At 73.0% G+C, this 12725-nt stretch carries 10 protein-coding genes; 5 read left to right on the top strand and 5 right to left on the bottom strand.

The genetic code is table 11. From position 1 onward, the window contains the following. On the bottom strand, nucleotides 1-739 hold a 739-nt coding region (locus VM324_12445; GenBank protein ID HVM00094.1), incomplete at its 3' end, for a hypothetical protein. 370 nt (nucleotides 740-1109) lie between these two features. Between VM324_12445 and VM324_12440 the strand changes: the two genes are divergently transcribed. The 3 genes from VM324_12440 (at nucleotide 1110) to VM324_12430 (ending at nucleotide 6434) form a co-directional block, all read left to right on the top strand. Continuing rightward, a complete protein-coding gene (locus VM324_12440) occupies nucleotides 1110-2906 on the top strand; it encodes an ABC transporter substrate-binding protein (GenBank protein HVM00093.1) in 1797 nt (598 codons plus the stop codon). A 61-nt stretch (nucleotides 2907-2967) separates the two neighbouring features. Beyond that, a complete protein-coding gene (locus VM324_12435) occupies nucleotides 2968-3948 on the top strand; it encodes an ABC transporter permease (protein ID HVM00092.1) in 981 nt (326 codons plus the stop codon). Continuing rightward, nucleotides 3945-6434, top strand: coding sequence for a dipeptide ABC transporter ATP-binding protein (locus VM324_12430; protein ID HVM00091.1), 2490 nt, complete (start codon nucleotides 3945-3947; stop codon nucleotides 6432-6434). Before VM324_12435 ends, VM324_12430 begins: the two co-directional genes overlap by 4 nt. 60 nt (nucleotides 6435-6494) lie before the next feature. Here VM324_12430 and VM324_12425 read toward each other — a convergent pair whose 3' ends face one another. Continuing rightward, complete coding sequence (locus tag VM324_12425; protein HVM00090.1) at nucleotides 6495-6776, bottom strand: MGMT family protein; 282 nt, start codon at nucleotides 6774-6776, stop codon at nucleotides 6495-6497. A gap of 344 nt (nucleotides 6777-7120) precedes the next feature. Here VM324_12425 and VM324_12420 point away from each other — a divergent pair, with 344 nt between their 5' ends. Together VM324_12420 and VM324_12415 are read left to right on the top strand one after the other, a co-directional pair. Next, nucleotides 7121-7681: a TIGR03086 family metal-binding protein gene (locus VM324_12420; GenBank protein HVM00089.1), complete on the top strand. Its 561-nt coding sequence runs from the start codon at nucleotides 7121-7123 to the stop codon at nucleotides 7679-7681. Further along, on the top strand, nucleotides 7681-8682 hold the full coding sequence (locus VM324_12415) for a hypothetical protein (protein ID HVM00088.1): 1002 nt from the start codon (nucleotides 7681-7683) through the stop codon (nucleotides 8680-8682). Before VM324_12420 ends, VM324_12415 begins: the two co-directional genes overlap by 1 nt. Nucleotides 8683-8893: 211 nt before the next feature. Here the strand turns inward: VM324_12415 and VM324_12410 are convergent, their stop codons facing one another. The 3 genes from VM324_12410 to VM324_12400 all read right to left on the bottom strand — a co-directional run bounded on the left by VM324_12410 (nucleotide 8894) and on the right by VM324_12400 (nucleotide 12478). Continuing rightward, nucleotides 8894-10546 carry a DUF4331 domain-containing protein gene (locus tag VM324_12410; GenBank protein HVM00087.1) on the bottom strand — a complete coding sequence of 551 codons (1653 nt, stop codon included), beginning with the start codon at nucleotides 10544-10546 and terminating at the stop codon, nucleotides 8894-8896. A 54-nt stretch (nucleotides 10547-10600) separates the two neighbouring features. After that, a complete protein-coding gene (locus VM324_12405) occupies nucleotides 10601-11488 on the bottom strand; it encodes a hypothetical protein (GenBank protein ID HVM00086.1) in 888 nt (295 codons plus the stop codon). 633 nt (nucleotides 11489-12121) lie between these two features. Continuing rightward, nucleotides 12122-12478, bottom strand: a complete 357-nt coding sequence (locus VM324_12400) for a hypothetical protein (protein HVM00085.1) — start codon at nucleotides 12476-12478, stop codon at nucleotides 12122-12124. Between the last annotated feature and the right edge of the window lie 247 nt (nucleotides 12479-12725).

Here is a 12725-nt window from a genome sequence, read left to right as displayed (position 1 = left end):
CGGCGGCGAGGATCGCGTCGCGGTGGTCGTGGACGCTGCCCTCGCCCCACTCCGCCCACGTCGCGGGCATGAACTGCATCGGCCCCTGCGCGCCCGCGACGCTGTCCCCCCGGATTCGGCCCATCCGCGTCTCGACGAGGTTGACCGCGGCGAGGTACGTCCAAGGCACGTCCGTCGCGAGCTCCGCCTCGTGGTAGTAGGACTTCAGCTCGTCGGCGGGCGGGGGCGGCACGATCCGCCACGCCGGCAGCTTGCGGACTGTGGGCGGCTCGGCGGGATCGGCGGGGGTGTGCATCGCCGCGAGCCGCGCGCCCGCGAACAGGTTCCCTCGGACGGCCGGGTGCAGCGCGACGGGCACCTCGGCGAGCGTCGGGTCGACGAGCCCGGGTTCGTTGCCGAGCTTGCGGTAGACCACCTGCTGCCAGTGGCCGGCGGCCTCGAGCGTCTCTGGCCGGCGGGCGGGGTCGCGGATGGCCCCTTCGGCTGCGACGAGGATCGCGGCGAGCGCCGAGGGGTCGTCGGGGGCGATCGGCGGGCCGGCGACGGGGAGTGCGAGCAGGTCGTCGAGGGGGCCGTTCGCCGCCGGGTCGTCGGCGTCGACGGCGGGCGCGTCCACGGGGTCGACGGCGGCGCCGGTGCTCGTGGCGCGCTCGCCGGCGGGCAGGCCGCGGGCGACAAGGGCGAGCCCCGCAGTGAGGAGCACGGCCGCAGCGACGAGCAGGGCGAGGTGGGAGCGCATGCGCCCAGGCTAGGTCCGGCCCGCGCGCTCGCAGCGGTCGGTCCGGCAGTTAGGGTGACCGGCCGGTGTGGGCTCCCGACCCGCACTTCAGCGTCGACTACCACGTGCGCCACACGGGGCTGCCGCCGCCCGGCAACCGTGGGCAGCTGCGAAACCTCATCGGTCGCGTCATGGCAAGCTCGACCTCAGCAAGCCGGACCCGTCGCCACTGCGCCTCACCGGCGAGGCGGTCACCGACTACGTCGCGAGCCCCTACGGCGCCCCCCGGGGATCCCGCCCCCCGAATGTTTACCTCGCAACAACGTGAGGGAACGGGTCGATAGACACTTGAGCCCCCGAGCTCCACAGGCGTATCGAAAGGTTTTTCCGGATGCCTCGCTCCCCCCTTGTCGTGCTGTGCCTCGCCCTTTTGCTCGCGGTCGCTCTCGTGGCCCCCGCCGCTGGCCAGGACGACGAGCAGACCACCGTGCGCGTCGCCTTCAACGCGTTCGAGAACAACATCACCCCGTTCACGCTCACGATGCAGGGCCTGCCGGTCACCCACGACCTCGTCCACCTTGTCTACGACGCGCTCTTCTGGTCGCAGGCGCGGGAGGAGCCCGAGCCGTGGCTCGCCGAGTCCGCCGAGCCGAACGACGACTTCACGGAGTGGACGGTGACCATCCGCGACGGCGTCACCTGGCACGACGGTGAGCCGCTGACCGCCGAGGATGTCGCGTTCACCTACGACTACAACCTCGAGGTGGAGCACCCGGGCCGCTACGGGCACCACGTCCACCAGATCCCCCCGTACTCCCATTCCGAGGTCGTCGACGACACGACGGTCACCCTCGTCTTCGACGAGCCGGCCCCCACGTTCACCGCGGTGCCCGGTGGAGACCTGCCGATCATCCCGCGCCACATCTGGGAGGGCATCGACAACCCCGACGAGGCCACCGACATCGAGCCGGTCGGCTCCGGCCCGTTCGAGGTGGTCGACATCGTCCCCGACCAGCAGTACGTGCTGGAGGCGAACACCGACTACTTCATGGGGGCCCCCCTCGTCGACCGCCTCGAGCTGCCGATCGTTCCCCAGCCCACGGCGGCGTTCGCGGCGCTGCGCGCAGGACAGGTCGACGCGGTGGACGTCGGCGTGCCGCCCGAGCTCGTCGATCAGCTGCGCGACGACGACGACATCGAGGTCATCGAGAGCACGCGCTTCGAGTCCGTGCACCTGCACTTCAACATGACGGAGGGACCGCTGAGCGACCCGGCACTGCGCAGGGCCATCCGACTCGCGATGGACCGCCAGGCCATCGTCGACGGGGTGCTGCTCGGCGAGGGCGAGCCCGGGCGTGACGGGTGGCTGCATCCCGAGGTGCACTGGGCTGACCCCGACGACACGTCCACGTTCGACCTCGAGGCCGCCGAGGAGCTCCTCGACGAAGCCGGCTACGACGAGCGCAACGACGAGGGCATCCGGCTCGGCCCCGACGGGGAGCCCCTGAGCTTCACGGTCCTGGTCGCCGCCGTGCAGCCGCTCCACCAGCGGGCGATGGACATCGCCGCGCAGCAGGTCGCCGCGGCCGGCATCCAGCTGACGCCCGAGGCGATCGAGCCGGCCACCCTCGCGCAGCGCCGGCGAGGTGGTGAGTTCGACGCGTTCGTCACGAACCTCGAGGCGCACGCGCACGGCGACCCCGACACCTTCTACTTCTTCTTCGGGCCGGGCATCGAGGGCACGTTCTTCGGCGGCTTCGACGACGAGGAGTTCAACGCCGCCACCCTCGAGGCGTCGCAGATCACCGATTTCGATGAGCGCCGCGACGCCATCCACGAGCTGCAGTCGATGTTCGCCGAGCAGTCGCCGGCGATCGTGCTCTACTACCCGACCGGCAGCTACGCGCACCGCCCCGCCGCCTACGACGGCTGGATCGGCGACCCCGGTCACGGGACGTTCACGAAGCGCTCGTTCCTCGCGGAGTACGCCGCGGTCGACGCCGACGAGGTCGCGGCCGACGACGACCCTGGCGCCGAAGAGCCCGTCGCCCTGCCCGACGACGTGCAGGAGGCGGCCGAGGGCGCCCCGTGGGGGCTCATCGCGCTCATCGTCGGGCTCTTGGCCGCAATCGGCATCGCCGTCGCCCTCACGCGGCGGGACCGCGCGGACGACGTCACGGGGGCGTGAGGCCGCACCCAGCGGCGGCCGCCGACTCGGCGGCCGCCGGGATCTCGGGGGTCCGCGGCTGATGGCCGGTCACCTCGCGCGCCGCATCGGCCAGTACCTGCTCGTCCTCGTCGTGCTCGTGATGCTCAACTTCCTGATTCCGCGGCTGGCGCCGGGCGACCCGATCGACTTCCTGCTGCCACCCGAAGTCGCTTCGGGCGTCACCGAGGAGCAGCGGGAGCGGGTGATGGCCCGCTTCGGCTTCGACGACCCCGTCCACGTCCAGTTCTGGAACTACGCGAACGGCGTCGCACGCGGCGACTTCCTCACGTCGGTGCGCTACGGGCGCCCGGTCACCGAGGTCGTGCTCGAACGGCTGCCGTGGACGCTGCTCATCGTGCTCAGCGCTGTGCTCGTCTCGACGGTCGTCGGCACGGTCGCGGGGTTCCGCTCGGCGTGGCGGCGGGGGCGCGCCACCGACGTCGGGACACTGTCGTTCGTCATGTTCCTCGACTCGCTGCCGCCGTTCTTCGTCGGGCTCCTGCTCATCCTCGTGTTCTCCGTGTGGCTCGGGCTGTTCCCGGTGTTCGGGGCGCTGCCGAGCGTGCCCTCGACCGGCGTCGCCTTCTTCGCCGACGTCGCCATCCGCGCCGCGCTGCCGACCGCGACCCTGACGATCGCCGCCCTCGGGTTCATCTACCTCACCGCGCGCTCGGCGATGGTGTCCGAGCTCGGCGAGGACTACGTCATGGTCGCGTCGGCGAAGGGCCTGCCCGACGGGGCGATCCGCCGCCACGCGCAACGCAACGCCCTGCTGCCCGTGTGGACCGCGGCGATGCTCAACGTCGCCGTCCTGTCGGGAGCGACGACCGTCGTCGAGACGGTGTTCGCCTACCCCGGTCTCGGCCGGCTCGTCTACGACGCGGTGATCGCCCGCGACTACCCAGTGCTGCAGGGCGCGTTCTTCTTCCTCGCGCTCATGGTGCTCGCGGCGAACATCATCGCCGACCTCGCCTACCCGCTGCTCGACCCGCGGGTCCGTCGACCGCGACCGGCCTCGTGAGACGTCCCGGACGCGTGCTCGGCATCCTCGGCGGGGTCTTCCTCGCCGCGCTGTTCCTCATGGCGACCGTCGGTCCCGCACTGACGCGTGAGGACCCCACTGCCCCGGCCGGCCTGCCGCTGCAGCGCCCGAGCGGCGCGCACCTGCTCGGCACCGACGACGCCGGCCGCGACCTCTTCGCGCAGTTCGTCGAAGGGGCGCAGGTCTCGTTGCTCATCGGTGTGCTGTCCGCGGTTGTGGCGGTGGTCGTCGGCCTCGCGGTGGCTCTGATCGCCGGCTACCACCGGGGGGCCATCGACTCGGCGCTCATGCGCCTCGTCGACGTGACCCTCGCGCTGCCGTTCCTCCCGCTCGTGCTCGTGCTCGCCGCTTTCTTCGGCCGGGGACTCTGGACGACGGTGCTCGTCATCGGCCTGGGTCTGTGGGTGCGCCCCGCGCGGGTCTTGCGCTCCCAGGTGCTCAAGGTGCGTGAGTTCGACCACGTCGTCGCAGCCCAGGCGATGGGCGCGCGTACGTCGCGTGTCCTGCTGCGCCACGTCCTGCCCCGCGTCACGCCGCTCGCCGGCGCGCAGTTCATCCGCGCGGCGAACATCGGGGTGATGATCGAGGCGGCGCTCGCGTTCCTCGGGCTGGGCGACCCGGCGCGGATGAGCTGGGGCACGATGCTGTACTTCGCGAACGCCCGCAACGCGATCCTCACCGACGCGTGGATGTGGTGGATCCTGCCCCCGGGCTTCGGCTTGACCCTGCTCGTGCTCGGCTTCGCGTTCGTGGGGTACGCGATCGAGGAGCGCACCGACCCGCGGCTGCGCAAGCAGGTGTCGCGGGCGCCCACGCCGGCCCCGCCCGCGCGGCGCCGCGCGAAGGGGACCGAAACCGCGTCACCGGAGCTCCTGCGCGTGGAGAATCTCACCGTTGCCTACGACACGCCCGCGGGGGCCGTCACCGCCGTCAAGGGCGTCACGTTCTCGATGCGCAAGGGCCGGATCACCGGGCTCGTCGGCGAGTCCGGCTGCGGCAAGACCACGCTGCTGCTCGCGCTCCTCGGGCTGCTGCCGTCTGCCGGCCGCATCACCGGCGGGCAGGTCCTGTTCAAGGGGCGCGACCTGCTCGGCCCTGGTGGCTGCCTGCGCGCCGTCCGGGGGCGCGACGTCGCCCTCGTCCCGCAGAGCGCGATGAACACCCTGAACCCCGCCTACACCGTGCACCGGCAGGTCGCCGAGGCGGCGGCGCTCACCCGAAGCCGCGAGGCCGCCCGGCAGCGGGCCACGGAGCTGCTGGAGCTCGTCGGGCTCCCCGCGCACCGCCACAGCGCCTACCCCCACGAGTTCAGCGGCGGCATGCGCCAGCGAGCCGTGATCGCGATGGCGCTCGCGAACGACCCCGCGCTGCTCCTCGCCGACGAGCCGACCACGGGGCTCGACGTCGTGACGCAGGGCGCCCTGCTGCGGCTGCTGCTCGACCTCCAGGCGCGCCTGGGGCTCACCGTGCTGCTCGTGTCCCACGACCTCGCGCTCGTCGGGCGGGTGGCCGACGACATCCTCGTCATGGACGACGGCGAGATCGTCGAGACGGGGCACGCAGCGCAGGTGACGGGCTCGCCGACCCACACGTGCACGTGCCGGCTGATCGAGTCGATCCCGACCATCGACAGCCCCGGCGCGACGCGACCACCGCCCCGGGCCGACGCCTCCCCGGTGCTCGAGCTGCGTTCGGTGACCAAGTGCTTCGCCCCCCGGGGGCTGCTCGGCCGCGGCCGCCAGCCGGTGGTCGCGCTCGACGACGTGTCGCTCACCGTGGCCGAGGGGCAGGTGCTCGCCCTCGTGGGCGAGAGCGGCTCCGGCAAGAGCACCCTCGCGCGCACGGTCGTCGGTCTCGCCCGCCCCGACCGGGGGGAGGTGATCGTCGAGGGCACCGACATCGCGAGCCTGTCGCGCGCCCGGCTGCGCGAGGCCCGCCGCTGCATGCACCTCGTCCTGCAGGACCCCTACCAGTCGCTGCATCCGGGGATGCGCGTCGCCGGGACGGTCGCCGAGCCGCTCGTCATCGCGGGCTGCGACGCCGACGAGATCGACGCCCGCGTCGCCGAGGCGCTCCGAGAGGTGGGGCTCCGGCCGGAGCTGCGTAGCCGTTATCCCCACGAGCTGTCGGGCGGCCAGCGCCAACGCGTCGCGTTCGCGCGGGCTCTCGTCGGGCGACCTCGACTGGTCGTTGCCGACGAGCCCACCTCGATGCTCGACGTGTCGTTGCAGGCCAGCGTGCTCCGCATGGTCGCCGACCTGCGCGACCGTCACGGGATCGCGTTCCTGTTCATCACCCACGATCTCGCGGTCGCCCGGTCCGTCGCCGACCGCATCGCCGTGCTCTACCAGGGCAGGCTCGTCGAGTGCCGTCCGGCCGAGGCGCTCATCGGCGCACCCGAGCACGACTACACGAACGTCCTCGTGCAGGCGGCGAAGGACCCGACATCGGTGGCGGCGCGCTGACGGGCGGGGGTGCCGGCGCACCGTATCGGCTGCCCCGCCCCCCCAGTCGGGGGCGGCGGGTCAGGAGGCGGCGCCCGGCCCGGCCACCGCCCGCCCCCGGTGCACGCGGACGCCCTCCGCAGCAAGCAGCCGGGCCTGCCGCTCGGCGTCGGGAGCGACGAGGCGACCGTCCCCGCCCACCACCCGCCACCAGGCCACGCCGTCGAGCCCGCGCAGCACGCGCCCGACCGCGCGGGCGGCACCCGGAGAGCCCGCCGCGGCCGCGACCTCGCCGTAGCTCACGATCTCACCGGGTTCGAGGCGGGCGATCACCGCCCGCACCCGCTGGCGGAAGGCGGTCATCGGTGACCCGGCGCGGGGGAGGACCGCCGCGGTGTCCCCCGGCTTTCTCCTGCCTCGCCTCGCATGCGGCCTCCTCGTGAGGGGCGGCGACCGCCGCCCCCGCGCGGTCGTTGAAGACCCTACCCGGTGGGGTCAGAACCCGGTCTCTTCCCGTCGCCAGTGTCCGGCGTGTAGCGGGCGCGAGAAGTCCTTCCCGGGAACGTTGAAGCGGCCTGCAAACGCCGTGTCTCCTGTGCCGGCAGCCGTCGTGTCCCCAGAGTGTCCGGTCACACAGCGGCCGGGTCGCAGGCCGCCCGCGAGTTTGTAGGTTATGCGCGTCGGGACGGGTGCGGAGGTTGTGGGCGATGGACGTGGTCATACTGCACAGGCGAGCGTGCGCGGAGTTCGGTTCGCGGGTGCCCGCGATCGGCAGCGGTCAGTGGCAGGACCCGACACCGTGCGAGGGCTGGAGCGTCCGCGACCTCGTCGCGCACATCGTCGACGAGTGTCGCTGGACACCGCCCCTTCTCGCGGGCCTGACGATCGACGAGGTCGGTGACCGGCTGGCCGGCGACCCGCTCGGCGACGACCCGGTCGGGGCCTGGGAGGCGGCAGCCGCCGCCGCCACGCAGGCCGCCGCGGACGTCGATCGGGACCGCACCGTGCACCTGTCGTTCGGAAACTTCCCCGCACGGTTCTACCTCCGGCAGCTCGCCGCCGACCACGTCGTCCACGCGTGGGACCTCGCGCGCGCCGTCGGCGCCGACGAGCGGCTCGACCCCGAGCTCGTCGACGTGCTCGCCGCGTGGTTCGCGCGTCAGGAGGAGGCGTACCGGGCTGCGGGCGCGATCGGCGAGCGCCAGCCCCTGCCCGACGACGCGGACGCGCAGGCACGGCTGCTCGCGGCGTTCGGGCGGAGCGTCTGATGCGGGCTGCGGTTTGGGGCGTCGGCGGCGTCGTCGCGCTCGTGCTCGTGCCGGTGATCGCCCTCGCCGTTCTCTGGAGGGGGTCCCCGGAGCCGGTGAACGCCCGGGGATGGACGTTGCTCGCCGAGATGCCCGACCGGCGCGGCGAGGTCGCCGGCGCGCTCGCCGGCGCACTCTTCAGCGAGGACGGCGAGGAGTTCGTCGTCGTCGGCGGCCTGACGGGCGCGGGCCGGACGTCACAGGCCGTGCGGGCCTACGACCCCGAGGTCGACGCGTGGCGCGCCCGCCAGAGCCTGCCGGCGGCCCGGCACCACGCCGCGGCAACGGCGCTCGACGACGGGACCCTCATGGTCGCCGGCGGGTCCGAGCACGCCCGCAACTGGGCGCCCGAGGCGGACGTGTGGCTGCAAGACGGCGACGGGTGGCGTCGCGGCCCGGCAATGCCCGAAGGCCGCTGGGGACATCAGATGGTCACCGTCGACGGGGTCGTCTATGTCATCGGCGGCGCGGGACGCAGCGCGAGCACGCTCATCTACGACGACGGGTCATGGCGCACCGGCGCGCCGCTGCCCGAATCCCGCGACCACCTCGGCGTCGCGGTCGTCGACGGCGAGATCTGGGCCATCGGCGGGCGCAACGGCGCGGTCACCAGCCGTGTCGACATCTACGACCCGCAGGCCGACGCGTGGCGCAACGGGCCGGCGTTGCCGTCTCCCACGAGCGGGGCCGCCGTCGCCTCGGTCAAGGGCCTCCCCGTCGTGGTCGGTGGTGAGGACCCCGAGGTCCCCGGCGGCGGCGTGATCGAGGAGGCGTGGTACTACGACGGCCGGTCGTGGCAGACCCTTCCCCGCCCGCCCCTAGCCGTGCACGGCGCGGCGGTCGCGGTGATCGGCGACCGCCTCGTCATCGCCGGCGGGGCCTCGCGCCACGGGGCGATGTCGATCCTCGCGTGGGTGGCGACGGTCCAGACCCTCGACCCGAACGAGCTGCCCAGCCGCTGACAGCGACCCCAGAACTTGATTTGACCGTACAGATCACGGCCATCAAGGGGATCCAGCACCGGCAACTTCCTCGACCAGTGCCCGTGCGCCCGGCCCGGGGGCCTCCGGCGGCAGGATCAGCCCGCTGCCGCGGCGGGAGACCCCCGGAGGCGATGTACACGCCGGCCCCGGACGGGCGGCCGGGGCCGGCGTGCCGTGTGGGCGGCGGACGTCAGGCGCCCCTGCGCTTGGTGGCGATCGCCAGCCCACCGACGACGAGGAGGACCAGCAGTATCGCAGCTCCCAGGCCGATGAACCCGCCGGGGAAGGCCATGCCGTCACCGTCATCCCGGGCGGGCGCCCCGGGCCTCGGGGCCGCCTCGTCCACCTGCGCGGTCTGCTCGATCGGGTCGGCGAGACGCCCGGCGTTGTCGAGCTCGTATCCCTGGTGAGGCGTCGCCATGTAGGGGAAGCTGGTCAGGAAAGGCACGTCGTTGCGGACAACCCCGTCGCTCAGCTGGTTGTTCGGCTCCACGTCGAAGCCGTCGACGAGCACCCCCGCCACGACGCGCAGCGAGATGTCGACGACGTCGTCGCCCAACCGCCGTCCGTTGGGGAACCCGTCCATCTCGCCCGCGAGGAAGCCCATGCGGTCGTTGTCGTTGATGTCGTCGTGCGTCGGCGGCACGTCGGTGTTCAGCCGCAGCATCTCCGCCGGCTGGCCCTGGCCGGCGGCGAAGGCCGCGGGCTGGTTGGCGCCCTCGAGGCCGGTGAGGAAGACCGCGACGAGGTCCTCGCGGGGCGGCGGCGGCACATCCAACCCGTAGACCTCGGCGAACGCGTTGGCCAGGATCGGGTCGGTGACGAGCGGGATGTCGCCCTCGGTGGCCCCGCTGTTGGGCGCGGCCACGCCGGTGAGGGTCTCGGCGTCCATCGCCGGCTGCAGCCCGTTGAAGGCGTCCTTGAGCCCGAGCGGGATGACGACCTCGTTCACCAGCGGCATCCCGAGGCGCGATATCTGCTGGAATGCGACAGTGGCCTGGCCGTCGTCCCCGACAGTCGTGGCCTGGCGCTCCGCGGTGGACCACACCCCGATGACCGGGTCCGCATCGACCAGCTGGGCGATCGGGACCTGCAACGCGATGGTGTGCACGTTGTAGCCGGCGAACGTGTCCCGGCCCTCCGCCGTCGGCAGCTGCGCGGCGTGCGCGTCGTTGAACGGGCGCAGGCCCGCCAAGTCGAAGATCGCGGCGATGTCGACGGCGAAGGCGTCGTCGCGCTGCCCGGCGAACACCCGCACGCCGTTGCCGACCTCGTGGATGGCCTGCTGGGCGATGGCCTCGTAGCCCGGGTCGTCCGGGATGGTGCGCGGCCCGACGTTCTCCGGCGGCAGGGTCAGGCCGCTGCCGAGCTCGGTGCGCTGGCCGTTGCGCGTCTCCGCGACGGTCATGGTCTGCCGGAAGTTGTAGTTGGGGCTGTTGAGCGAGTCGATCGGCCCCGCCGCGTACAGGAACGTGTCCGGGTCCTGAATCGCGTTCTGGAAGCGGAACTCGTAGACGATGTTGGGGACGGCGTCGCCGTTGTTGTCGATGTTGATGGTGTAGCGGACGTCCTCACCGAAGCGGAAGTAGTTCGGGCCCCCGCCGGGCTCCTGGAAGGGGATGAAGTTGCTGATGAGCGTGACGGTGTCGGGCCGGTCGTTGCTCACGAAGGCGTACACGTCCGTGTTGTCCGCCACCGGGTCCTCCATGATCAGCGGTGCCTCGCGGTGGCTGGACGCGTCGACGGTCGCGAGCAGGGCGAGCGCGAGCGCCGCGGCCAGCCCCGCTGCGAGCAGCGCGGGTAGGAGGCGACGTGGAGCGGGCGAGGGGTGACTGCGGGACATGCTGCATCCTTTCCTAGCTGTGGCGGCGAGCGGATCCTTGGTGTGAGCGAGCGGTCAACGCGGGGACCGATCGCTGCCGACGAGAACGGCGATGACCACCCAGTCCTGGCCGATCGGCGCGAGCACGGCCCGCAGGTTGGTCGGAGCGGTGACGGGCACCGTGCGTGCCCAGTCGGTCACCGACTCGCCGTAGGCAGCCAGGAGCGTCCCCGCGTCGATCGCCCGCAGCCGCTCGACGTCGCCAACCTCGACGGGCCCGCCGGCACCGCAGAGGCCGTCCGCCAGCGACGGCACGCCCAGGAGGTTGTGATGCTCGAGGGCGGCGTCCGACCGGCAGTCCTGACGTGCCGCGACCCAGTCCCGCACCGTGTCGGTAGCAGCGTCCTCAGCGGGGTGCAGCGGCCGGAAGCGGGAGTCGCCGAGGGCCACCAACCACCCGCCGTCCTCGGCGGTGACCACCCACGTCGCCTGCGTCCGGGCGGGGACCAGGCCGGCGAAGGGATCAAGGCTCGGCTCGAAGCCGGTCACGGCCATCACCTCGGCGCGGTCGCCGTCCCCCGCGACGCCCTGCACGTCGTAGCCGGTCACCGGCGGCAGCGCGTTCGGGTGCGCGGCCACCCAGCCGGCCGGTGAGCGGAAGCGCGCACGGTCCGCCCCGCTCAGCAGCAGGAACGACGTCTCCCAGTCCCGGGCGCGCTCCGCCTCGAGAAAGGCCTCCACGGCGCCCTGCGGGCTCGCGGCCGGCGAGGACGCGCGGGCGGCCTGCCCGAGCGAGCCCGGCGGCTCGTTGTCCGGCGAGGTGACGAGCTGAACGTCCTGGGCGCCTCGCGGCGGACCGCTGGCCGCCGGCTCGCCGCGGAGCGCCGAGGGCCCCACGGTGATCGCGATGCCGAGCGCGAAGCCGGCCGCGGTCGCCAGCGCGGTGGTCGTTCCCCGACGCACGCGGCTGGCTGGCGGGTCCTGAAGCCCCCCCGCCTCCGTTCCGTCCTGGGACTGATCCTTGATGACGGTGTCGCGGCGCTGGCCCCTGGCGATGCTGGTCCCTTCCTGTGCGGATCTCCGACCAGCGGGCGTGAGGCTCGCCGCGATCAACGCGACCACGGTTCTCGGCAGCATGCTCGAGGTTCGGACCTCCTCGCCGCGCGGTTTGGTCGCCGGCCGATGTTCTGTTACCGACCTCGTAGGAGGGTGCTGTCGGGCCGGCGCCGTCTACAGGCCCGGCGCCGCCTACGAGGTCGGTAGTACTCGCTCGTAACCCTCCTACGCACGAATGAGGGGATGTTCATGGTTTCCCCGTTCGCACCTGCGGGCGCCGGGCCCACTGCCGACGCGTATTGCCCCGCCCGCAGGCTAGACATCCTCTGCCCCCAAATTGAGGCATGTTCCAGGGATGTCCCCGCTCGCACCGCGAGGCGCCCCCGCCGCCCGACTGCGCCGGCGTTCGACAGCCGGTTCCGCGCGGGGGGGCGCATACAACCGAGGCAACTGCGTCGTCTCTCGCAGGCGCAGGGTGCCGGGAGGCGCAGGGGGTCTCGCCCCGCCGGGCCCGCACGAGCAGCAGGGCTAGGGTGGGGGCTAGGGTCGCGCTGCGCGCAGGCGCAGCAGGTGCCCTGCCCCGACCGCCAGCACCAACAGCGCCGCCGCGATGACGGGAGCGGTCGCCGGATGTGCTGGGGTTGCTGCGCCGCCCAGCCCGGCCTCCACCCGCGTCGGTTGCTGGATGGTGCCGGGTGCCGGCGCGGTTGTGCCAGGCGCGGGGGCCGTGGTGGCGGGCGGTTCGACCGTGTCGGGCGGGGAGATGGTGCCGGGCGGTGGAACGGTCTGGGCCGAGGCGGGAAGCAGCGCGAGCATCGCCAGCGCCAGCCCGGCGAGCAGTGACAACAGCGCAGAGGTCGGCCGCAGGACCGGCGCGAAGCTCGAAAGACGCGGCATGAAGTTTCCTTCCCTAACGGTGGGCCCTGACGATTCGGGACGGCGGCCAAAAGGCGCGCGGCGGACTGGCTACCCCAGACTCGGGGCGCGTACACGTGTCAAAGGAGGAATGCCGGGTAGAGGCGTCCTGTGCGCGTCTCCCACACCATGCTCGCGGTGCTGATCGCGTCCGTCCTCGGCGCTGGCGTCGGCATCGCGGTCACGGCCTCGCCGGCCCTGCCGGCGCCGGCCGCCACCCCTGCCGGCC

This window comes from Egibacteraceae bacterium (assembly GCA_035540635.1).
In the GTDB taxonomy this organism is placed as follows: Bacteria; Actinomycetota; Nitriliruptoria; order Euzebyales; family Egibacteraceae; genus DATLGH01.
This window is presented reverse-complemented; position numbering and strand designations above follow the sequence as displayed.

Excerpts from the sequence above, each read along its gene's own strand:
- VM324_12425 (HVM00090.1), bottom strand. The coding sequence starts at position 6,776 with ATGACCGCCTTCCGCCAGCGGGTGCGGGCGGTGATCGCCCGCCTCGAA.
- VM324_12400 (HVM00085.1), bottom strand. The coding sequence starts at position 12,478 with ATGCCGCGTCTTTCGAGCTTCGCGCCGGTCCTGCGGCCGACCTCTGCG.
- VM324_12420 (HVM00089.1), top strand. The coding sequence starts at position 7,121 with ATGGACGTGGTCATACTGCACAGGCGAGCGTGCGCGGAGTTCGGTTCG.
- VM324_12410 (HVM00087.1), bottom strand. The coding sequence starts at position 10,546 with ATGTCCCGCAGTCACCCCTCGCCCGCTCCACGTCGCCTCCTACCCGCG.
- VM324_12435 (HVM00092.1), top strand. The coding sequence starts at position 2,968 with ATGGCCGGTCACCTCGCGCGCCGCATCGGCCAGTACCTGCTCGTCCTC.
- VM324_12440 (HVM00093.1), top strand. The coding sequence starts at position 1,110 with ATGCCTCGCTCCCCCCTTGTCGTGCTGTGCCTCGCCCTTTTGCTCGCG.
- VM324_12415 (HVM00088.1), top strand. The coding sequence starts at position 7,681 with ATGCGGGCTGCGGTTTGGGGCGTCGGCGGCGTCGTCGCGCTCGTGCTC.